This is a genomic window from Aquiflexum sp. TKW24L, assembly GCF_023502205.1.
GTDB lineage: Bacteria > Bacteroidota > Bacteroidia > Cytophagales > Cyclobacteriaceae > Cognataquiflexum.
Window position 1 is genome coordinate 342,060 of record NZ_JAMFLG010000001.1, and the last position, 21,799, is coordinate 363,858.

A 21,799-nucleotide genomic window follows, 5' to 3' on the forward strand; every position below is an offset into this window, starting at 1 on the left:
TTAACTTTTCTTCATCCCTTATGCTGTTCAATTCCTACAATTTTTTGGTATTTTTCCCTATAGTTGTTGGAATATATTTTTTGCTAAATCCCAAGTTGCGATGGATTCTCCTCTTGGTTTCAAGCTACTATTTTTACATGTGCTGGAATGTGAATTATATCATTCTGATATTCGCCTCCACAGTGATTGATTATTTTGCAGGGATTTGGATTTATAGGACTTCAAAAAAGCTTAATAAATTGGTTCTTCTGAGTTTGAGCCTAATTAGTAACCTCGGAATCTTATTTACATTCAAGTATTATGGTTTTTTTAGTAAATCTACAGAGAACTTGCTTGGTGTTTTCAATATAGGATACCATTTTCCGGAATTGGATATTCTTTTACCTGTCGGAATATCTTTTTATACCTTTCAGACCCTAAGTTATACGATAGATATTTATCGGGGGATTACTATTCCAGAACGACACTTTGGTCGTTTTGCACTGTATGTTTCCTATTTCCCACAATTGGTTGCGGGACCGATTGAAAGATCTTACCAGTTACTTCCTCAATTACGGAACTTTATTGACCTGAACTATAGCAATGTGAGGGATGGATTGTTGTTAATGACTTTTGGATTCTTCAAAAAAGTCGTCATTGCCGATCGTTTGGCCGAGTATGTTAATCTTGTTTATAATAATCCCGGAGAATATGGGGGATTTTCATCTTTGATTGCGACCTATTTCTTTTCATTTCAGATTTATTGCGATTTCTCAGGCTATTCTGATATAGCTATTGGAGCGGCATTGGTGATGGGAGTCCGATTAATGACCAATTTCAGCCAGCCGTATTTTTCGAGAAATATTGGTGAATTTTGGAGCAGGTGGCATATTTCACTTTCCACTTGGTTCAGAGATTATCTTTATATACCATTAGGTGGTAACCGTTTGGGTAAGGGACGATGGTATTTTAACCTTCTTTTTGTCTTTATAGTTAGCGGCCTTTGGCATGGAGCCGGTTGGAATTTTGTAATATGGGGCTTTTTGCATGGGATTTATTTGGTATTTACTTCTATATTTAATAGTTCAGGTATAGGTAAAAGCGAATCAAAGGATAGAAGAAAACCATCCCCAATTCGACAGATTTTTCAGATTGTCCTCACCTATCATTTGGTATTATTGGGATGGGTTTTTTTTCGCTCCAGTAATTATGAAGACGCTTTACTTATACTTAATAATATCAGGAATTTTGGTTTTGATACTTCTGGGATTAATTTATTCAGGTTTCCTATTGATTTTAGCCTGTCCATAATTCTCATTGGGGTATTGACTATTGTAGAATACCTTCAAGTTTACAAAAACCTCAATCATCGATTAGTCAGCTTGCCATGGATTGGTAAATTGGCACTTTTGATGGTAGGTATTGGAAGCATACTCTTGCTTGGTAAATTTGATGGAGCAGATTTTCTTTATTTTCAATTCTAGGTATGAAGAGCATTTTATTAAAAACCGCCTTACTCCTGACGGCCTTAATAGCAACTATGTTAAGTGTTGCAATCCGCTTGGACTATGATGTAAAAAAGAAATGGTTGCTTGACAAGGATATAATTTACGATACAGATATATATGGTGATCTATACCAGATTTGTTTGATAGAGGATTTCCGAATACCTGTTGAGCCGAGAATTAGACAGTATCAATTCAGTGAAAAGCATCCTTCTTCAGATGATGCAGAAATGTTCATTCTTGGAGATAGTTTTTTGGACCATCCCCGACAAATTGGTATACCGGAATTGATCAGTGATTCGCTTGGAATTAAGGTGTTTTATGATAGCCACTACCTCTCCCCATTATTTATGATGGGGCAATATGGGGTTGAAAAAGGAAAGAGAAGGGTGTTGATTCTGGAAGTTGTGGAGAGATACCTGAATACTATTGATCCAACGTTAACCCCGGAACAGGAAATTGGGCAAGATAAGCGGGAAGAACAAATTGAAGCCAGTAAACCTGTTCCAATAATAAATGTATTTACTGGGATATTAGACTATTTTTTTCCCGGAAACCAAGATGTCGAGTTTGAATATTTTTTAAATAGATCAAAGTATATTGGGCGAATCACTTCTTTAATAAGTACCGTAAGATTCAGGCTTTTTGGTTACATCAATGAAATGACTCCTGTATATAGCCGTAATCCCCCTTTCCTCTTCTACCATGAGACAGTAGATCAAAGTAAGCACAGTTATTTTCACAAACACACAGACGAAGAAATAAGAGGAGTGGCGGCAAACTTAGCTTATATGCGTGACTATTTAAGCCTCACCTATAACCTGGAATTGGTGGTAATGCCTGTACCAAATAAAATTACAATTTATAATGAGTTCGTAACTGGAGTTTCCTATGACAATTATTTACCCCGTTTGTATAGAGAACTTGAAAACGAAGGGGTTCATGTAATTAAACTATATGATGATTTCAGGAAATCCAAAGAATTGATGTATTACCCGAATGATACGCATTGGAATACCGATGGAATGAATCTGGGATATCAAAAAACTATTGAAAAGCTTTTAGAGTTGGGTAAATTGGATCTCTGAAGGCAAAAATGGTCCATTATAAACCTTATCCAAAAGACCGGTTTCAATCAAATTTTTGGACATCAAGGAACCATAGCCAAACATAGCCACATGGCCTTCGGGGATTTTAAACATTTTTACTTTCTCCTGACAACTTCCCATCAAAAGTAAAAGAGAAGAAGAAAGCATAAGCCATGTAATTTGTTTCATAAAATTTTTATTGTGAATTAGATTTTTTCAGTTGATTCCGGATTAACTGCAATACACTTTCACATTCTTTAATCAATGTTTGATCGGTTTTGATTAAGGATTTCCTTCCCTGATTATATGCTTTGACCCAAGAGACATAATAATGATCTGCAAACAGGGATTCGTAATCATTGGGTGTAAGCCCCACCCCTTCTATGAAATCGAAATTCTGTACGATATGATTGTCCCATTCGGCATCAACCTCATTGACCAAATCGTTGGTGGATAAAATAGACGGAATGGTGAATTCATAGAGTTTGATGATTTCTGCAGACAAATTCTTATTCGTAATTAAATCCAATCCATAGTCCTTATAAGCTTGAAAACCAATATTTGAAACAAACAGCTTTTGCTTTGTTATCCTCGCCAGATGAAAATGATTCCTTAAGGTATCTGAGTAGACTGTTTTATTTCCCAAGGCAAGAATAATTATTTCACTTGAACGGCCCCATTCTTCAAGCAAGTTGATGTCATTCTGGAAAGTCTGTATGTTGATTTCGATATTCTTCGCCAAATCATGGAGGATGTTTTCTTCTTTGATCCTATCCTTCCTCCATTCGTTCCAGGTGTTGATCTGCAAGGCAATCAAGATCCCAATGACAACAAGAAGAATCTCTCCGATGGCATAAAGCAGATATCTCTTCAGATTTCCTTCTGCTAGTAATCGCTGTCTTATTTTTCTGAAGAATTTGATCATGCGTTTTCTTCTTTGTTATTTAGGGATATATGGCTTGGCTTGGATGGAGCGATATTTAGCCAAAATCAGGGAGTCTATTTGGTTAATATTTACTTCAAGTCTTCTGTTAACATTGATCAGTTTGTTTGAAGCATCTATAAGATCTATCAGCAGGTTGGCAAATTCCCTACTTTGAATAAGGTCATCAAAAGAAGATCTAAAAGGAGATGGATGATGAGTGATGATCCACTGACCTTTCTCACGATTACCACGTGTAGCCGACCGATCCACGAAGCGATTCAGGAATGGTCGTAACTCCTGATCTGCAAAGCGGACATATGACTCCTCAGATTGTTTCAAATGCTCCATTTGATATTTATATTCAGCAAGAGAATTTCGAAGCAATTCGGAAGAAATTATTTCAAGATCACCCGAGCTACCCAACACATCATAGACGGTAGTAGAAGTGCCTGACATCCAATTCAAAGTCAATTGATGGATGTATATAGCTAATTTTTCGTCTTCAGGACGAATTGCCGGATTATTAATGATCCTTAACAAGCTATCCGCACTCCCAATCACTGTCTCCCAGGTTCCAATGCCATTTTTAAAAAGAAATCTGGAAAGTTGAAATCCATCAGTAATGTCCTGATAAATGCGTCGTTCTTCTTTGGCGTTGAGTCTGTTTTGATTCCAATCATTAATCTGAAGTGCCAAAAGAATTCCAATGACGACAAGTAGGATTTCTCCGAATGCGTAGATCAGATATCTTCTAAGATTACCTTCTGCTAGTAATTTTTGTCTGATCCTTCGAAAGAATTTTATCATCGATTCAATTTTTTGCTTAATGGTAAATACTACCGGCTTTACAAGATTACTAGACTCTTATTATTAAAATTGCGGGATATACATTTTTTGCTTTGTTGCTGTTCTTTCTTTTGTTGTCAAAATATCAAATTGAAAGTAATTTGATGGATTATGTATAATGAGAGAATCAACAAATAAGGTTGGTAATCCTTTTCATTCTTTCTATCCAGCAATATCAATGAAATCAGTATCAGATAAATCAGCACACAGAGCGCATTCTGATTTACGTTATCCGATAGATTTAAAAGCAACACACCTATTCTACCCAGCGTAGGGTCAAGAAATACCAATGCGATGCCAATCATATATCTCATATGTTTTGCAACATTCTTTCTATGATATATTGCCAACGAATACAAAATAATCAACATGATGGCATCTGATAAAGGGAAAAATAAATTTGGGCTACCAGAACTTGCCATCCGCATGATTCCAGGAATAAATGAAAGAATGAGCAAGGGGAAAACAAAATATGAAATCCTTCCAACTATCCGGTGCTGCTTATATTTCCTGTTCCTTATCAAAAAGGGCTGAATGATCAGCATAAAAAGCCAAATTGAAGCAATTGCTGCATGTATATGAATGTAGGTTGTGGTCTCCTGAAATTCCGGAAATTGACTTAAATACCTTTTATAAAATCCCAAAAAAGCAAGTGGAACCAATAGCAGGAAGAAGTACCCTAAATTTTTATATGACTTTTCCATTTTTATAAATTTTATATAATCATTGCCAAGTCAGGGTTTATCAATTTTCAATACATTTTTTCAATTCATGGCCTTTACTATTCCCTCCGCAAAGGACTGCCACCATGCTGTATAAGGAACATACATCAAAAGCAAATTGGGAATGCCCAAAACAAGTAAGGCAACTACGAATGACTTGTTTTCAGAAAGTTTTTTATGATATAAGTCATACAGAACCAGCCCAACTAAAACCAAAATCATCAGTACGGCATTGGCATACATTGCCCCAACGAAATCCATTCCCAACCAGACCATACATATTCTTACAATACCCGCACTACCAACCACTATAGCTGTAGAAATCATAAACCTTAGGTGATTGGCTACCTTCTTTCTATAGATTATTGCCAATAGGTAAAAAACAGTAAATGGTAGAATATCCGTCAGGGGTAAAAACAACATGGAAAGACTCTCGATATGATTTGCTCCATTTTCTGCGACGCTAATGACAAATGACCTTTGATACACAAGCGCCATTGAAATCACAATAATAGGTACGAGAACGTAGGAAAATTTCCCTATCATGCGATGCCAATGGAATTTCCTCTTGTTGATCAGGATGGGCTGAACAATGAGAACCACCAACCACAATGCCATAACAAAACCATGGAAATGGTGTAAGGCCACAAAACCTTCAAAATATGGAAAATGGGATAAGTAGGTGGGAAAAAAACCAATGAGAACAATTGCGGCAGTGACAGTAAAGAATAAAGCAATATTTTTAAATCCTTTTTCCATGGTAGGTTGATGTATATGTTTTTATAAGAATAGTTTCCCTATTTTGCCCTCTCAATCTCATCTAAGATTTCATTATTCAAATCGAGTAATTCTTTTGCCCTATTCATCTTTCTCTGGGTAAACCAGATTTGGTTGAAAATAAAATTTTCAAACTCTAAATCCTTTGCTACGCTGATTTTATCAATACTTCTATCCCTCCCTTTTAGCTGCAAACCACCTAATCCTAATTTGTCATCTTTTGACATCATCGCCCACGAAAGATTCTGATCAAAATAATTCATTAATTTATCTTGGAGGTAATCCAATCCCACTTGGTCTGATCTCCCTACTACTTCCAAAAGTTCGTCCCAAGAGGACAATAAAACCCTCAGCTTGGTATTGGATAATTTGGATAGGTTACCTGTGTTTAGAAGTTCTTTAAACACTCCTTGGTTAAGCCTTAAACTCTCTGACCATGCAGCATGATAAAATAAGCTGTCGAAAGTGGGCTCTTCAAATTCGGTTTCAACATTCAGGCAGTAGGATAGTAAACTTTTATTGGTTGCAATGATATTTTCATTTAATTCAATGAATTCCTGAATCGCAACATTACCTGCAGAAAATTCGATATGAAGGGATTCTATTGTCAGGGATTCTGTTTTTTGAGCATTCAGGTCATTTCTCCAGTCATTGATAAATAGCGCTATCAAAATACCGATGATAACCAGTAGAATTTCTCCGATAGCATAAATCAGATACCTTTTCAGATTTCCCTCTTTTACTAATTTTTGTCTTATTCTCCTGAAAAATTTAATCATTGTTGGTTTGCCATATTTTTTGCCAGTCTAATTACAAAACGCTGTAGGTTTAAAATCGAGCATCCTTCAATTTAGTCTTATTTTCCAGAATTTTATTTCATTTTATAAATTATTTAAGAATTTAAATATCTCGATATATGCATATTCCAATTCTTCCTTCGTCGGGCTATGTCCTCCATGGGGTTTATACATGATCACGTCTTTATCCTTTCTCAGCATGGCAACAAATCTTTCGAAAGTTACCGGCGGAATCTGATCATCAAGGCCTGCCTGCCAGAGAAAAATGGGTGGGTCGTTCTTATCAAAATAGGTGATCGGTTCGTAGATGGCGATGTTCGCTGTTGATTCATAATCATCAGGAGCGAATAACGCCTTTCCTACTTTACTGTACAATTCATTTTCATGCTCAGTAAATATCCTTTCGACCACATCCAATCCATCCACAGGACCGGAAAAGTTGATGATGCCTACGATCACAATGCCTTCATCAAGTTTATTGGGATACTCCGGATTGTTTTGGGCAAGTCCCACATTGGTAGCTATATGCGCCCCTGCAGAAAAGCCGGTCACAATCACATTGTCCAAATTCAAACCATAGTCAGCGTTGTTGGCTTTGAGGAAATTCAAGGCATGTGTCAAGTCAAGCGTAGCAAGGGGAATCCCTCGTTTCAATCTGTAATTCAGATTGACGACATTCAGACCTTTCTTCAGGTAGGGTTCGATGTACCTTTCCTCCTGACTTTTGTCGCTGAAGTAATATCCACCCCCGTGCAGAAACACAATCGTGTAGTTTCGTTTACCAAAGGATTTTGCTTTTTGGGAAAGATAAATATCCATGGTTTGCTCCGGATCCGAACCGTAGGAAACGTCTTTCAATACATTGTAGACCGTTTCCTTTTCTGCAGCCGCCAAGTCCACTTTGGATGTCAGTTTTTTGGAACAGGAGGACAGAATCATTGAAAAAATAAGGAGGAGGTAAAGGGATGTTTTTTGCATGGTTTAAGACTTTTTGATTTATTTCTATTTATCTGTTAGCCAAGTGTCGCGAAGTATTTTCCATTCTCCCTCCTCTTTTTACCAAACTAACACCTCTAATTTCCTATTTGAACAGGATAACCTAATTGTGCCCAAACCAAAATACCTTCGTCAAGAATAGCGGTATTTTTGAATCCATAGTTCTTAAGCTTACTGATTACCTGTCCTGAAGCAGCATGAGGACAGGCGCAATAAGCAATAATCCAGGTACTGTCATTTGGTATATCTTTTACAAAGGTTTCCGGTTCATTATAGTAAGGAACTGGAATAGCTCCCGGAATATGTGTCTGCCTCCAAGCCACTTCTGACCTTGCATCGAGCAATACCAATCGCATACCATCCTGAAGCGCTTTATTCAATTGCGCTGCAGATAGGTAAAGCCCCTCACGCAGTTCAAAATTGGGTTGCTTTCCCTCAGGGTTTATAATATATTCTTCAGGTGTCGGTAAACTTACAGAAACAGGTTCAGGTACATCCCAACCTGATGCCCGACTTCTGAGAAATGCAGTTACAGCATCTATTTCATCACCACTTAGGCTATCTTTAAATGCAACCATTGGCGTACCATCTCTTCCTTCAGCAATTGCATAACGCAAAAAATGATCAGTTGCCGTGGCCAATAACATTGGGTTTCCCAAAGCCGGTGCACTAATGCCTTCTCCATTTGATCCATGGCAAGCCGCACATTTTTCTGTATAGATTCTTGACCCAAGTTGGACATCACCCTTGATGGGATCACGGGATAATTCAATGGGTTTTTCAACTCCACTTGATTCGTTCAACCATTTCAGAATTAATTCTACATCTATATATTCCAAGGGTCCGCCTTGTTCTTTATAGTAGCCAGCCATAGCGGTATTGGCCCTTCCATATTGGATGGTATATCTGAGAAAGTTGGATGATTGAGCAGTAGCCATTAAGGAGTGGGAACGGAGAGAAGGAGCAAAATCAGCCACGTAACCTTCTCTGTTTTCTCCATGACATAGCGAACAATATTTCATATACATACCTTCAGCATGCAAGATGGCAGTACTATCAAGTTTTGACCCAAAATTCAGCTTTAATTGTTCTGCTAACATCGCTTGCTCTTGTGGTTCTTCCACAAATTCAAGTTGAACGCCTAAAGCATATTCTTTTAATACGGTCACACTGTTTTGTAATAAATCCTCCAAGAGCGCCTCTTTGGGTAATTTTTCTGAAAGCAAATCGTGTGTTGCTTTAAGGTCCAGCACCTCAAAAACAATAGCAAATACTCCTGAACCACGCTGTTTCAATAATCCGGCAAGGGCATCGTCAGGGGTTTGGGGAGTGGTGATATGTAGTTCTTGATTTCTTTTAATTTTAAAACGAACGAGATTTTCAGATGGGTTTTCTTTCAATTCAAGAAGCCCCATTTTTTTAAATTCCTTCCGTGCAGCTTTAAGGTCCTCAACCACAATTTTGATAACCGATATTCCTAGGACACCATTTGGATGTAGCAAAAATTCCCGTTGCATATTATAAAAGCTCTTCCATTCATGCATTCTCTCATAAGGGAAACCGGATAGCTCCTCGAACTCCGGAAGAGGATTCGGTAAATTATTTGTTTCAAAACCAACTTTGAAAATCTTCCACTGATCATCAAACCATGGAGATGATTGGGGAACGGGGATCTCAAAACTGTGGGTTCTAATAGAATTCATCTTAAACCCACGGGAGTTTAACCATGTGTAAGTACTGTCTACCGATGAACTTGATAAGGAATACATTCCAACTCCTTTAAACTTATCTAGAAAGTCCAGAACTACTGAATCTTTGCCGGAAACAATTGCGGAATCCTCCAACGAAAGTAAAACCAGGGCAGACATGTCAGGAAAGGGAATAGAATTAGTTACTGTCCCCTCGAAGATCCCCTTATTGATCTGTTCCGAATCAGGAATATTGAATCCCAATACTTCGGTGAAATATTTTCGAGCACTATCAAGATCCTCTACAATTAGGGTTGTATTATTAATCCCATATCCCCGTCCCATTAAAGCATTACTGCCTTCCGTTTGTTCTGATTGACACGAAATGACGGATATGATCAGGAATAATAGTGCCACATATTGAATTAACAACAAGCGTTCATTCAAAAAAGTCAGATAGATTTTAACAGTTTTCTTTTCCATCTTTAAATTTATTTTTCCATTTGGGATGGCTCTAATCGATTGATATGTTGTATGAAATAGCCTCAACTTGGTAAGTGCCTTCTGGATTTGCGTCTGCTTTATAATTTACTGTCCACTTAAATGAATCAGTTGAATTTCTTTTAGTATCGACTAACAAAGTCCTTCGTGATATTACCAATCGAAGGCGTCCCGGCGAGTTGCATGTCACGGACCAACTCCCCCTTGAGAATGTCCAGGGCTATTTCAACTCCCTCTTGGCCCAAGGCCCCGAGTCCCCAGCAAAATGGTCTTCCTATACAAACCGCTGTTGCTCCAAGAGCCAAAGCTTTAAATACATCGGTTCCCCTTCTTATACCTCCGTCTATTAAGACCGGGATTCTACCTTTTATTTCGTCAACTACTTCAGGCAGACATTCAATAGTCCCTCTGTTACTTTCCAATTGCCGCCCGCCATGATTGGATACAATGACCCCATCTGCTCCGTGAAGGATAGCGAGTGCAGCATCCTCACGCGTCACTATTCCTTTTTTCACAATTTTCATGTGGCAGTTGGCCCGAAGCCAGCCTATCATTTCCCAGGTTACGCTCGGATCAGTAAAAGTCATGCCTTTCGGTAGGAGTCCTTCCAGGTTGCCCATCTTGAGTTCGCCTGCTTCGATTAAACCAAAAAGCGTAGTCCCACTCGATTCCCGATTACCGACTACTGGAGTATCCACTGTCAGTACACAGACCGGACAACCCGCCTGTTCTGCTTTTTCAAGAAGTATTTTGGTGATTTTTCTGTCCGGAGTCGGATATAATTGAAACCACAGATTGGGACCGTATGCAGCAGCCACTTCGGAAACTGAATAGTTTGATACAGTAGAAACAATGAGCTGATGTTTTCTGGAAGCTGCAGCCTTTGCCGTAGCCACTTCCCCTTCTTGATGAAAGAACTTTTGAAACCCAACCGGACTCAAAATAATCGGAGTATCAAGTGTTTGCCCAAACAGGTCAACTTTGGTAGAGATCGTACTGACATCAATTAATCTACGCGCTCTGATTTGAATTTTATTATATCCTTCAAGGTTGGCCTTTACTGTTTTCAAATCATCGGCCCCTCCATTCAGGTATTCAATGGCATCGTCTCCCATTACTTTTCGGGATAACGATTCCAAGTCAAAGACATTTTTAAAGTCCTGCTTTTCATCTTCATGGAATCGACCTGATTGGCATCCTGAAAGCGACATCGCCGGTAATGCCAAAGCCAAACTTGACAGACCAATCCACTCCAAAAACTTACGTCGCTGAATGTCAGTCTGTAGATAGGAATCTAAATTGCTCATTCTATTAGATGGTGAAATTTTTAAATTTTGTGAATTAGGCTTTAAATAAACTCTCCACCACTACCTGCCAGGCCGTTGTCTTTGAGCCAAATTCAATCAAAAATACTCCTCCGATATAGGCACCCATCGTAATCAACGCCGGGATTGAACTGTTTCCTTTGCGTTTTTGGTACCATGCCAATGCTCCCAAAAGCAGTATGGTGAAAGTTAAGGTTGCATACGAGGCCACGTAATTCATCAAAACCCCTTCGGGGCTATATACTTGAAAAATAATGCGGTCTACGGAAGGACCCAGGGCTGTCAAAATAGCGCCAAACATAAAAGTGGCGTGATATAGGATTCGTTTCCGATAGATGATTGCCAAAGCATACAGACCTGCAAGCAATAAAGAGTATACCAGACCTAAGTCAAGAGAAGCGGCAGCAGAACTGTAAATCTGTTCAGAGGTCATTTCTATTTCGCCGGAAGCTACTCTTTCACTCATTCCTGAAAGTCGGCGAAGGTACCGTTCCTGAATTAAAAAATAGCCGCTTATCAGTACGAGGGGCATTAAGACGTAACTTATTTTTCCCAATATGCGGTGCCACTGTATTTTCTTTTTTAAGATCAACAAGGGTTGCGCAATGCTCATCGCCACCCAAGCCATCATCAGCCAATTATGGATGTGAATGACCGAACCGAAGTTGACGTCCCCAAAAATTTTGGACCAATATCCCGGCCAAAACCCAATCGCAATGAAGGGTATAAGAAGGAATAGAAACCAAACTGTGTACGGAAAGAAAATTCGGTTGAGTACATTTGACTTACCCTGTTTTGGCCTTTTGGCGATAGCGGAAGAATGATCAAGGTATTCAGAGGATATTTGCTTTGATGGTTCCATTTTCTTGCTTTCAAGTAGACTGACAATTGATTCGGTACTATGGATGCAAAATACTTTGGGAATTAAATTAGTTGCTCCTTTTTAGCTCCGGGAACCCGGCTAGGATAGCAGATGTAATTCCTTTCCATCTCTCAATGAAATCCATTTACGTCTTTAGCCTCTGGGAGAAATGGAATTATTTCTAAATTCAAAATTTCCGTGTAAAATTTGGCTGATATATTTACGTCATTAACTGACAAGGCCATGTGATGAAAGGAAAGAGAGAAGTCTTTCTTTTCTATCAAATTATTTTCACTCACCATACTTCAAATATTTTTGACCGGTATCAGTTTTGGTTTGAGTGGTAATCACCGCTTTAGAACCCCCATCCGGCAATAATTCAAAACTAACTTTTGGGAATCCAATACCTCCCTCAAAGCTATTGTTGCCCATGTACTTCAACGAAGCCACTAATTGACCATTACGTTTCATAAACAACAGGTCATCGTTCTTAATAAACTCAACCTTGCTTTTATCTTCCATCTGATATAGGCCTGTGATTTTTTTATACACCGCCGTATCGAGTGGAATTTCTTTACTCATGGTGACATGAAATACAATCAGGGATTCTCCGGTACTAGTATCGGTGGTAACATCCAGTATTCTGTCTACTGCCTGAGGTGCGGATGCAAAATTATCGGTATCCAAATATTTACCTCCTTTAAAATAAAGTTGTGTTACTAAGTCCTGTTGATTGGGAACTGATACACGCATGTGTATGTGTGCAGGCCGATAGGATGCTTCATTAGTTGGGTTGGCTTTATAGGGGACCGGTAATATGGACTTAAACTCATATTTTCCATCCGCTTTCGTTTTTTGTCCGCCACGATAGTTGTATTCATCTGAGGCATTATCATAGACTTCGTGTTCATCACAATGCCAGATTTCAACCAAAGCATCGTTAACAGGAGTTTTACCGTCTTCTTTAAAGACAATTCCTTTTAAAACAATAGGTGTTCCTTTGGTAGCAGGAAGTCTTAAGTTGGTTCGTAAAGGAGCTCCTGGCCGGTAAAATGGACCGAGTATATCTGTGGTAGTAGGCGTGTCGCCTTCAAAAGATTTACCGTTCCAGCTTACACTGCCAAATGCACTTATGCTGAGAACGGTAAGCGATGAGTTTTTAATAAAGATTCTGCGTTGCATAATACTTGATTTTAGATGTTTAAGTTAGATTGTTGCCTGCCGGAAGCCTTATTCTTATTTACTTTCCGGAACCCGGCTTCTGAGGTATTTGAACTGCCCGTTGTGGTTGGATTCATGCTCGCAGACATGGAACCACTTGCAGTAATTGTTGGTCGGACCCCAAGGAAAGTCCTCATCGACTGACATCAGCCATTTGTCGTCCCTTTTCTTAAACTCCGTGATGGTATTTTCTCTTACTTCCGTCATGATTTCAAGGTAGTATTTAAAGGTATGGCCCTTGATGGTTTTTCGGGCTTTCTCACCAAGGTTCATTGCCACATCAAATCGTTTGATATCTTCTTTACTCCAATCTCCCCATTTCTTTCCCTCAAAAGTATGGATCTGGTAATACCGCTCCGTCGCTGCCAAATGGAGCAGCATCGCTCCTATTGAGTTGGAGTTTTCATCCAATAAAAAATCCAGCTGTTCCACGTTCATACCTTTGACCGGCCGCAATATCACATCCCGCATCCAGGTCATCATGGATAGCAAGGTTCCAATATGAAGGCTGAAACCTTCTCTAGGCCCCATCACATTGATCCTGTCTTCGATGGGGAATTCTGAGGCATAGATCGGATTGTGAATCATAGACAGGCCAAATGTGCCTGAAGAAATAACCGCGGCTGATTTAATAAAATCTCTGCGGGCAATTGGATTATTGTCTTTCATTTTAGGGTTTATTTTGAGTTCATAACCTTCCATAAATACCTTCATCGGCATATTTTGAAGCGGTTTTAAGCAATACGGTATATTCTTTTGTTTTAACGGTATCCCCTTTCTTTGCATAGACAATCCGTAATGCATTATAGACATAAGCGCTTTTAGGGAATCTTTTTAATAGTTCCTGATAGGTGCCTATTGCGTCATCATATTTTTCAACTTTTATCTGCGCTTCGGCTATACTCATAACAACTGGTCTTGCATACAAGGGCGGCTCTCCATAACCGAGATCAAGTTCATTTTTATGTGCCTTTTTTAACAGCATCATGGCCTCTTCATAATTTCCCTGTTCGCTTGCAATACGTCCCTGCAGCTCCATACTCGCTGTATTTATGGTGTTTTGGTTGAACCGATTGATAGTTTTATCCTTGTCTGCTTGTTTCTCATTGCGCCATAATAAGGCATCTAAACTGTTGGAGGAATTTATCGCTTCTGCCAAATCGTTTTTATCCAAAGCTGCCATCCCTTTTGTAAAAAGCGTTAGAGCCTTTTTGAATTCCATATTGGGGTGACTGAGTACAGAATCTTTATCAATTATCTGCTCAAATTCTGCCGTGGCTCGTTCCCAGTTGCCAAAAGCCATTTCCATCTTTCCGGGAGCCAATAGGCCCTGACGAAAAAATACACCATCATATATGTCTTTTCGAGCTTTAGTAACCGGCATTTTTTTGAGTCTTTCTGCATAGTGTAGTGCTTCTCTGTGTCTGCCGTCATGCACACAATTATTGATGAGGTAATTGATATTGTGAATGTAATTCCAGTTGTCCACTTCCTCAACACCTTCATTTTTCATATAGGTTGAATCTACTTTTACCGCTGCCACAAAGGCATCATAGGCTTTTTTGTAATTGCCTACCCGATTGTAGATATGTCCTGGCATATGCACGATGTGACCGGAATTAGGAGCAAGGCCCGTTAGTACATCTGCACTTTCAATTGCTTGCTCTGGGCAACAATGTTCTTTCAAATGAATCCAATAATGATGAAATGCATGGCTATTGGGAGCAGTCCGTCGCACATCCTTTAATAGAAACTCGCTGTACATTTGTCCTTCCCTGGGATTCAAATCGGTATCAAAACCACTCATGTTATGGAGTGCAAAAAAAAGCTTTGCTTCTACGTCATTAGGAAATTTGTGAATGATGAGTTCCCACTTTTTAGAGATTTCGGGATAGGCTTCATATTTTAATGAATCTTTCAACAGTGCAATCTCGGCGTATAATCGTTCATGTTCATTCGCATTTGGTAGCAGTTTTTTAATTTGCTTTATGGCATTGTCCTTGTTGTAATTAAAAACGCTGTCTTTATCCGGAGTTGGCATTTGCAGCAATCCCCAGTAGGGCATGATGGCAGTAGAATCGTTTCGAATGGCTTCCTTAAATGCACGATAAGCTTCAAAATCCCAAAAGTCGTGCAATAGGGAAATACCTTGATTGAAATAAGTCTGCGTTTTTTCTGATGTTGTTTCAATCTTCAAAGTAGAATTCCCTATGCCTTTCATGAGTTTCTGCGGTGGAAGATTGTGTACGTAAATAACTTCCTCCCGCGAAGCCAACATGTGAGCGAGATGATTATGGCTATCCGCAGTCGCGTCGTCAGATTTATGATGTTCGTGTTGGGCAACAATAGTCAATGGTAATAAAACTAATGCAATGAGAAATGGTAGTTTCATACTTTTGTTGTTAATTCTTTTCATTATTCAGCAAATGGAAACGATTATTTTTTTCATCATTTTTTTAATTTGAATAGTTATTCAAAGGAATACTGACAGGCTTAAATGCTATTCCCAAGTCCTTTGTTGCCAAATCAGAACTATAGACGATTTCAGGCTTGCCTATTGGAGGTTGATTGTTGAGCATCAATGTCACATCCGAGACCCTGTAACTTTCGCCTGACAAGAGATAGTTTTTTCCATGGATGTTTTTGGTTGTGGCTGCTTTGAAAATTGAATCGGCAACATCCTCTACATCTACCAATGCCCATAATACATCCACATCATAGATCATTTGTATGAAGGGATTAGGGGCAATTTTATTTTTAAACAAAAATTGTATCCCCGTTGAGGTGGAATCTAATCTGTTTGACAGAGATTTCCCCATTACACCCGTCGGCGAAACAGAAGTGATTTCAAAATTTAGATTGGGGTGGTCTGCGATGAATTTATTGACAGTCTGATTGGCGATAAACTTTGCTTGGGCATAAGGTATGCCTTGTTCGCTCATAAATGGCGCGTCATTTTCAGTGATTTGCTCACCTTCAGTTTTTCCTTCAGGTAAAAATGGAAAGCTTGTGTTGTAAGCTGCCACGGATGCAATAAATACAACTTTCTCAATCCCGGGAGTCTTGAGAACTGCTTCAAGGAAGTTTTCGGTTCCCTTGATGGTCGGGTCAAACAGTTCTTTCTGAAGGTCTTTCACATCCAATTGGAAAGGGGTTCCTCCATGTATGACCAGTTCACAGTCTTTCAGAAAATCCAAAAGCTCCTGTTTGTTTTCAACATCCAATTGAGCGATTTCAAGGTTCTCAGCATTTTTGAGACCAAGCAAATGTTCATACTTTTCTTTTTTGGAAATGTCTGTGGTAGATACTTTTACCTTATATCCTTCATTCAGAAATTTTTGAGTGTTGTAGCTTCCAATAAAGCCTGAACCCCCGATGATGCCTACTGTTTTCATATGGTTAAAATTTGATTTCAAGCCTACACTATTCGGTGGTCGGCATACCCGTTTTTATTTTTGTCAATTCAATTTGGGTACTGCAGTGGATTCCTCCGCCATACCAGTTTTGCTTTCATATCAATTAAAATTGCCCTCATCGACGTCTTTAATAAATTTTATCAATCCAGAAAAATAGGCTTCAGCATCATCGTATTGGGATATATGACTTCCATTGGTGGTGACGCTCCGGCCTTTTTGCACTTGGGTGCTCATCCACTCCATATATTTGGGATCCATGGTATCATATTTTCCTCCTAGCATTAAGGTTGGTACTTTTAATTCTCCGAGTCTTGCAGATACATCCCAACCTTTCAAACTTGCATTTCCGGTGATTCCAAATTCGCTGTATCCTTGCATATAGATATAGATATTTGGATTGAGATGCTTAAAAGTCCTGTTAATGAATTCGGGCCATTCCTCTAAAGGTTTTCTCAGGAAATGACGGGTGTAGTAGTGTTGCTGAACCAATTCACCATACCGGGGATTTCCGAAATCTTCCTTGGCCTCAAATTCTTTGATTTCCTTGAAAACATCGGCGGGCAATTGCGGCCCCAATACGTCAGATGCATATTTTTCGTATTCGGGTAGGCTTGCTACCATGTTTGAAATAATTAAGCCTTTTAAATTATCCTGGTATTTCAGCGCATATTCCATGGCCAGAATGCCGCCCCAAGATTGTCCGAGCAAATAAAAATTGTCATTGGTAAGATTCAAGGCTTTGCGCACTTGTTCCACTTCCTCCACAAAGTGTTCGATGGTCCATAGCGAAGAATCGTTGGGTTGATCGCTGTAGTAACTTTCGAGTTGGTCGTAATAAATGTATTCTATTTGCTCATGGGGAAGATAGCCATCGAAGTTTTCAAAAATCTCGTGTGTAGCACCCGGGCCCCCGTGAAGCAACAATAGACGCATTTTGGGATTGTTGCCCATGCGTTTGGTCCACACATTGAATGTGCCTTTTGGCGTTTCAATTGGAATCATTTTGATGCCTCCGGTAATTTGATCTTCGCTGTTGGAATAATCAAAATAGCTGCTCGATTGAGGGTTTGTTATATTCTTTTCCTGATTATTGGTACAACTCATCATGAGGAATAGTATAATCAGTAAGGGTGTTGTTAAAAGTTTCATGATTTTCTGTTTTGGTTTCATCAAATAGTCAAACTTCGACCATCATCTGATAAATTAAAGAATCTAAAGTTTCCAATCCCCCTGCTTAGGACGAAATGGGTAAAATTCTTCCCCAATGAATGGTATTTCTTTCCGGGGGAAGGATTTCATCATGAAGGAGAGTGGGTATTTTCTACTTTTTCTTTTCCTTTCTAGGTATGTTTTTCTCAGACCGCTCCAGTCTGCCGTGAGCATTCAGGCAGGGATAACAATGATAGGCCTGATTTTCAATGATTTATTTATCTGTGTAAACCAGTAAAATCAGCTTCATCCCGATGATCGCGACTGGTCCTGCATTCCATTAAATCAATCAGGAAACAAAGTGATTTATAATGGAAAATATTTTCCTTTATCTTGGTTTTACTGGAATATATTTTTCTTTATCGTAGTAATTTTCAAATTAAATGGAAAATTCTCGCTCCTCGGACCACTCATGATAGAAAAAATTATCCATGAATAAACTTTTAATGGAAAATATTTTCCAAATTTATATCAAGCAACAGATTTAATGGAAAATATTTTACCAATACATCTTCAGGAAGTGGTTTTTTCTTCCAGCGAACCACAGGTAAGCAAACAAATTTCCAAGCTGGAAAAAGCAGGTAAATTGAGGAAAATAGCTCCTCGAATTTACACTCCTAATTTTACAGAAAGCCCGGAAACAATCATTAGACGAAACCTATTTGCCATACTTGGTAAATTATATCCCGGAGCTTTACTCAGTCACAGGTCTGCATTAGAATTTAAGCCTACATCAGAAGGGCACATTTTTCTTACTTACACTTACACAAAAAAAATTAACCTGCCGGGAATTGTCCTTCGGTTTATGGAAGGTCATGCAGCAATTGAGGGGGATAATCGGTTTTCAGGTGAATTGTTCGCTTCTCAAACGGAAAGAGCACTATTGGAAAACTTACAAGTAAGCCGCCAAATAGGTCCACAATCAAAAACACTTACTCTGCCTGAAATAGAAGAAAGATTGGAAGGCATTATCAGGGTAAAAAGCGAGGCAGGATTAAATGACCTGAGAGACAAGGCAAAAGAAATAGCTCACAAATTGGATATGAAAAGTGAGTTTGAAAAACTAAACAAACTCATCAGCGCTTTACTTTCTACACATCCATCTAGAATATTGTCTTCTCCACTGGCAGTTGCGAGGGCATTTGGCAATCCTTACGATCCTGCAAGATTACCCTTGTTTGAGAAATTGTTTGTTGCCTTAAAGCAACGGGAATTCACTAATCGCCCAGAAAAAAATACAAGCAACCAATCATTCCGCAACTTTGCTTTTTTTGAAGCCTATTTTTCCAATTACATAGAAGGAACAGAGTTTGAAATTGAGGAAGCAAGGCGTATCATAGAAACAGATACACCATTGCCCAACCGTGATGAAGATTCACATGATGTATTGGGAACTTACAACCTTGTGAGCAATAAAACTGAAATGAGTATCACCCCATCAGACCCGGAACAAATGCTGGAAATGCTTTTATACCGACATAAAGTATTGCTGAGTGCAAGGATATCCAAGAAACCCGGACAGTTCAAAGATAAAAATAACCGGGCAGGTGAAACCCATTTTGTAGACCCAACCTTGGTAAAAGGCACACTTACAAAGGGGTTTGACTATTATCAGGCATTATCACATCCCTTTGCCAAAGCCATTTACATCATGTTTTTAGTGAGTGAAGTGCATCCTTTTTTGGACGGAAATGGGCGGATTGCAAGAGTGATGATGAATGCAGAATTAACTAAAGAAGGGCAAACAAAAATTATAATTCCCACTGTTTACCGGGATGATTATGTTGGGGCATTGAGAAGGCTTACCCGTCAAAACGACCCTTTTGCATATATCCGAATGATGGAAAGGGCCTGGGAATTTAGTGCAACTCTCTTTGGCGAAGATATAGATGCCATGGAAAAACACTTGGAAGCAAGTAATGCCTTTAAGGAACATGATAACGCAATGTTGAAAATTCTAAATTCTTAATCCATGTGACTCTTAGTCACAAAAAAAGTTTTAAAAATAGGTGTATCCGCTTTATTGCACATAGCCAAACAATTAATGGTTGGAGAACGGTTATCGGGCTCCGTGGACAGTGGACTGTCGTCCGTGGACAAGTATCCGCACACGTGCAACATTGCGCATACTCATATAATTTTACTTCTTAAACCTCCCATAGACCCCTTGTCCCGGAAAGACATTGGGAACAGTCTCCCCATTTTTCAAGACAAAAGTCCCGTTTACCAGTACATATTCAATCCCCGATGAAAATTCAAGGCCTTCTTCAAATGTGGCTTTATCAATAATAGTATTGGGATCAAAAACAGTAATATCAGCATCTGCACCCACCTGAATCCTTCCTTTGAACCGCATCATAGGTGCTATTTCTTCCAGACGCTTTGCCGGAAGCAAAGTCATTTTTGCAATCGCAGTATTTAAGTCGAGTACCTGATCTTCTCTGACATATTTGCCCAATACCCTCGAAAAAGTCCCGGCAGTACGGGGATGGGCAAATTTACTATACGGCATACCATCCGATCCTATGATCACTCCCGGAGTCCCAATCCCTTTTGCAATCCACTCGGGCTTCATCATGTGCATGATGACATATTGATTGGTTCGTCGGTGTCTTTCAAATGTTTCTTTGGTAAGGCGTTCCCCTGTGGAAGCCAATTGCAAATCTCCATAATCAATGTCCAGTCTTTGCTGCCAACCCTCATTAAACATAGCGGTCAATAAACCTGTCGACGCAGCAGTATAAGGATACAATTCTGTCGTGATATCAAAGCCTTTGTTGGCAGCGTCACTTACCATATCCAAAGCAAAATCAATCTGTCCAAGCGACATGCTGTTGATGTGGACAATATGCAAAGGAGCGCCGGTGAGAGTGGCATTGGCGATTACTTCCTGAATGGACAGGATATTCGGTTCACGAGTATGGGTAAAAACCAAAGCATCCATCTTACCTGCCAATTCAAAAACACTGTACATCTCTGTCGGCTTGGTGCCAGGCAAGTAACCTATTGGAACACCAATTCCGATTCCTCCTTCTTCTAATGCTGATTTGATATTGATGAGGGTTTTATCCATTTCTTGGGATGTTTGGTCTTCTAGATATGAAGGACCTACGAGATGGGTAAAATTTTGGAGATTAGACTCTTTGTTTTTTACCTGAACCAAAAGTTCATCCACATTGCTTTGGTACCTTTCCATGGCCTTCATGCGCTCAAAAGGCCAGCATACACTCGCTCCATAATGGATCAGTGCATTGCCCTTCCTGGATTCATACCAAGCTCCGGTATGGTCCATCCCCCATTCAAGCTCCAAGGCTGTGGTAACCCCATCGTGAAGTTGGTATTCCTGCTCTATATTGGACATGCCATGCACATGCAGGTCAATAAAACCGGGAGAAACCACCTTACCGCTCACATTGATTGTTTCCTTTCCCTTCAAAGTTTCAGAACTGATCATCATTATGCGGCCATTTTGAATGCCCACATTTCTAATCGCATCCAGTTTAGTTTCAGGATCGATGACCCTCCCTCCTTCCAAAACAATGTCGTAAAGGACAGCGGTCTGAGCGGTAGATTCAATTCCGCCTTGCAGAACCAAAAAAAGGCATAGGAAAATTTTAAGCATTTTGGATGTTATCATGAGTGCTTTGGAAAAGGATATAAGAAATGGCAAAAGCCAACCAGTCAATTGCATTAGGGTGGGAAGGAGTTCAAGTCCTGATAAATTCCCAATCTTACAATTTAAAAAACTCAAATCTCTCATGACGGCCACTTAGGACGAAACCTATCTATTTCTTCCCCAAAGTGTGGTATTTCTTTCCGGCGGAGGATTTTCAAGGTGTAGGAGTTGTTAGATTCTAGACTATTTTTTTATAATCCAACCCCTGTCGGGGTTGGGGGTGGTTGTTTTGAACGCTGATTCTTTCCCACCGCCCCGATAGCCAT

At 39.4% G+C, this 21,799-nt stretch carries 20 protein-coding genes; 3 read left to right on the forward strand and 17 right to left on the reverse strand.

The window, feature by feature from the left end; translation table 11 throughout:
• Positions 1 to 95 precede the first annotated feature (95 nt).
• Both M3O96_RS01310 and M3O96_RS01315 read left to right on the forward strand, forming a co-directional pair.
• The gene (locus tag M3O96_RS01310) at positions 96 to 1,463 is read left to right on the forward strand and encodes an MBOAT family O-acyltransferase (protein ID WP_249718007.1); all 1,368 of its coding nucleotides are present in this window, start codon (positions 96 to 98) and stop codon (positions 1,461 to 1,463) included.
• Between the two features lie 2 nt (positions 1,464 to 1,465).
• Positions 1,466 to 2,572, forward strand: a complete 1,107-nt coding sequence (locus tag M3O96_RS01315; RefSeq protein WP_249718009.1) for an alginate O-acetyltransferase AlgX-related protein — start codon at positions 1,466 to 1,468, stop codon at positions 2,570 to 2,572.
• Here the strand turns inward: M3O96_RS01315 and M3O96_RS01320 are convergent.
• The 16 genes from M3O96_RS01320 to M3O96_RS01390 form a co-directional block, all read right to left on the reverse strand.
• A complete protein-coding gene (locus M3O96_RS01320) occupies positions 2,546 to 2,761 on the reverse strand; it encodes a hypothetical protein (RefSeq protein WP_249718012.1) in 216 nt (71 codons plus the stop codon). The two genes, M3O96_RS01315 and M3O96_RS01320, sit on opposite strands and share 27 nt — an antisense overlap.
• Positions 2,762 to 2,768: 7 nt before the next feature.
• Complete coding sequence (locus M3O96_RS01325) at positions 2,769 to 3,497, reverse strand: hypothetical protein (protein ID WP_249718014.1); 729 nt, start codon at positions 3,495 to 3,497, stop codon at positions 2,769 to 2,771.
• 15 nt (positions 3,498 to 3,512) lie between these two features.
• Positions 3,513 to 4,304, reverse strand: a complete 792-nt coding sequence (locus M3O96_RS01330; RefSeq protein WP_249718017.1) for a hypothetical protein — start codon at positions 4,302 to 4,304, stop codon at positions 3,513 to 3,515.
• A 116-nt stretch (positions 4,305 to 4,420) separates the two neighbouring features.
• Positions 4,421 to 5,047: a hypothetical protein gene (locus tag M3O96_RS01335; RefSeq protein WP_249718019.1), complete on the reverse strand. Its 627-nt coding sequence runs from the start codon at positions 5,045 to 5,047 to the stop codon at positions 4,421 to 4,423.
• A gap of 60 nt (positions 5,048 to 5,107) precedes the next feature.
• Entirely contained in the window at positions 5,108 to 5,824 is a 717-nt protein-coding gene (locus M3O96_RS01340; RefSeq protein WP_249718021.1) for a hypothetical protein, read from the reverse strand.
• A gap of 38 nt (positions 5,825 to 5,862) precedes the next feature.
• Entirely contained in the window at positions 5,863 to 6,621 is a 759-nt protein-coding gene (locus tag M3O96_RS01345) for a hypothetical protein (protein ID WP_249718023.1), read from the reverse strand.
• A gap of 102 nt (positions 6,622 to 6,723) precedes the next feature.
• A complete protein-coding gene (locus tag M3O96_RS01350; protein ID WP_249718025.1) occupies positions 6,724 to 7,617 on the reverse strand; it encodes an alpha/beta hydrolase in 894 nt (297 codons plus the stop codon).
• 95 nt (positions 7,618 to 7,712) lie between these two features.
• On the reverse strand, positions 7,713 to 9,806 hold the full coding sequence (locus tag M3O96_RS01355; protein ID WP_249718026.1) for a c-type cytochrome: 2,094 nt from the start codon (positions 9,804 to 9,806) through the stop codon (positions 7,713 to 7,715).
• A gap of 140 nt (positions 9,807 to 9,946) precedes the next feature.
• On the reverse strand, positions 9,947 to 11,131 hold the full coding sequence (locus tag M3O96_RS01360) for an alpha-hydroxy acid oxidase (protein ID WP_249718028.1): 1,185 nt from the start codon (positions 11,129 to 11,131) through the stop codon (positions 9,947 to 9,949).
• A 34-nt stretch (positions 11,132 to 11,165) separates the two neighbouring features.
• A complete protein-coding gene (locus M3O96_RS01365) occupies positions 11,166 to 12,011 on the reverse strand; it encodes a hypothetical protein (RefSeq protein ID WP_249718030.1) in 846 nt (281 codons plus the stop codon).
• 131 nt (positions 12,012 to 12,142) lie between these two features.
• Complete coding sequence (locus M3O96_RS22170) at positions 12,143 to 12,313, reverse strand: VOC family protein (protein ID WP_502798889.1); 171 nt, start codon at positions 12,311 to 12,313, stop codon at positions 12,143 to 12,145.
• On the reverse strand, positions 12,303 to 13,193 hold the full coding sequence (locus tag M3O96_RS01370; protein ID WP_249718031.1) for a dioxygenase family protein: 891 nt from the start codon (positions 13,191 to 13,193) through the stop codon (positions 12,303 to 12,305). Before M3O96_RS01370 ends, M3O96_RS22170 begins: the two co-directional genes overlap by 11 nt.
• A gap of 54 nt (positions 13,194 to 13,247) precedes the next feature.
• Positions 13,248 to 13,901, reverse strand: a complete 654-nt coding sequence (locus tag M3O96_RS01375; RefSeq protein ID WP_249718033.1) for a DinB family protein — start codon at positions 13,899 to 13,901, stop codon at positions 13,248 to 13,250.
• Between the two features lie 19 nt (positions 13,902 to 13,920).
• Positions 13,921 to 15,648 carry a tetratricopeptide repeat protein gene (locus tag M3O96_RS01380; protein WP_249718035.1) on the reverse strand — a complete coding sequence of 576 codons (1,728 nt, stop codon included), beginning with the start codon at positions 15,646 to 15,648 and terminating at the stop codon, positions 13,921 to 13,923.
• A 40-nt stretch (positions 15,649 to 15,688) separates the two neighbouring features.
• On the reverse strand, positions 15,689 to 16,627 hold the full coding sequence (locus M3O96_RS01385; protein ID WP_249718036.1) for an NAD-dependent epimerase/dehydratase family protein: 939 nt from the start codon (positions 16,625 to 16,627) through the stop codon (positions 15,689 to 15,691).
• 120 nt (positions 16,628 to 16,747) lie between these two features.
• Entirely contained in the window at positions 16,748 to 17,797 is a 1,050-nt protein-coding gene (locus tag M3O96_RS01390; protein WP_249718038.1) for a proline iminopeptidase-family hydrolase, read from the reverse strand.
• 547 nt (positions 17,798 to 18,344) lie between these two features.
• On the opposite strand from M3O96_RS01390, the gene M3O96_RS01395 reads away from it, so the two are divergent.
• Entirely contained in the window at positions 18,345 to 19,826 is a 1,482-nt protein-coding gene (locus tag M3O96_RS01395; protein WP_249718039.1) for a Fic family protein, read from the forward strand.
• 171 nt (positions 19,827 to 19,997) lie between these two features.
• Here M3O96_RS01395 and M3O96_RS01400 read toward each other — a convergent pair whose 3' ends face one another.
• A complete protein-coding gene (locus M3O96_RS01400) occupies positions 19,998 to 21,494 on the reverse strand; it encodes an amidohydrolase family protein (protein WP_249718041.1) in 1,497 nt (498 codons plus the stop codon).
• Between the last annotated feature and the right edge of the window lie 305 nt (positions 21,495 to 21,799).

Excerpts from the sequence above, each read along its gene's own strand:
- M3O96_RS01315 (WP_249718009.1), top strand. The coding sequence starts at position 1,466 with ATGAAGAGCATTTTATTAAAAACCGCCTTACTCCTGACGGCCTTAATA.
- M3O96_RS01320 (WP_249718012.1), bottom strand. The coding sequence starts at position 2,761 with ATGAAACAAATTACATGGCTTATGCTTTCTTCTTCTCTTTTACTTTTG.
- M3O96_RS01325 (WP_249718014.1), bottom strand. The coding sequence starts at position 3,497 with ATGATCAAATTCTTCAGAAAAATAAGACAGCGATTACTAGCAGAAGGA.
- M3O96_RS01330 (WP_249718017.1), bottom strand. The coding sequence starts at position 4,304 with ATGATAAAATTCTTTCGAAGGATCAGACAAAAATTACTAGCAGAAGGT.
- M3O96_RS01335 (WP_249718019.1), bottom strand. The coding sequence starts at position 5,047 with ATGGAAAAGTCATATAAAAATTTAGGGTACTTCTTCCTGCTATTGGTT.
- M3O96_RS01340 (WP_249718021.1), bottom strand. The coding sequence starts at position 5,824 with ATGGAAAAAGGATTTAAAAATATTGCTTTATTCTTTACTGTCACTGCC.
- M3O96_RS01345 (WP_249718023.1), bottom strand. The coding sequence starts at position 6,621 with ATGATTAAATTTTTCAGGAGAATAAGACAAAAATTAGTAAAAGAGGGA.
- M3O96_RS01350 (WP_249718025.1), bottom strand. The coding sequence starts at position 7,617 with ATGCAAAAAACATCCCTTTACCTCCTCCTTATTTTTTCAATGATTCTG.
- M3O96_RS01355 (WP_249718026.1), bottom strand. The coding sequence starts at position 9,806 with ATGGAAAAGAAAACTGTTAAAATCTATCTGACTTTTTTGAATGAACGC.
- M3O96_RS01360 (WP_249718028.1), bottom strand. The coding sequence starts at position 11,131 with ATGAGCAATTTAGATTCCTATCTACAGACTGACATTCAGCGACGTAAG.
- M3O96_RS01365 (WP_249718030.1), bottom strand. The coding sequence starts at position 12,011 with ATGGAACCATCAAAGCAAATATCCTCTGAATACCTTGATCATTCTTCC.
- M3O96_RS22170 (WP_502798889.1), bottom strand. The coding sequence starts at position 12,313 with ATGGTGAGTGAAAATAATTTGATAGAAAAGAAAGACTTCTCTCTTTCC.
- M3O96_RS01370 (WP_249718031.1), bottom strand. The coding sequence starts at position 13,193 with ATGCAACGCAGAATCTTTATTAAAAACTCATCGCTTACCGTTCTCAGC.
- M3O96_RS01375 (WP_249718033.1), bottom strand. The coding sequence starts at position 13,901 with ATGAAAGACAATAATCCAATTGCCCGCAGAGATTTTATTAAATCAGCC.
- M3O96_RS01380 (WP_249718035.1), bottom strand. The coding sequence starts at position 15,648 with ATGAAAAGAATTAACAACAAAAGTATGAAACTACCATTTCTCATTGCA.
- M3O96_RS01385 (WP_249718036.1), bottom strand. The coding sequence starts at position 16,627 with ATGAAAACAGTAGGCATCATCGGGGGTTCAGGCTTTATTGGAAGCTAC.
- M3O96_RS01390 (WP_249718038.1), bottom strand. The coding sequence starts at position 17,797 with ATGAAACTTTTAACAACACCCTTACTGATTATACTATTCCTCATGATG.
- M3O96_RS01395 (WP_249718039.1), top strand. The coding sequence starts at position 18,345 with ATGGAAAATATTTTACCAATACATCTTCAGGAAGTGGTTTTTTCTTCC.
- M3O96_RS01400 (WP_249718041.1), bottom strand. The coding sequence starts at position 21,494 with ATGATAACATCCAAAATGCTTAAAATTTTCCTATGCCTTTTTTTGGTT.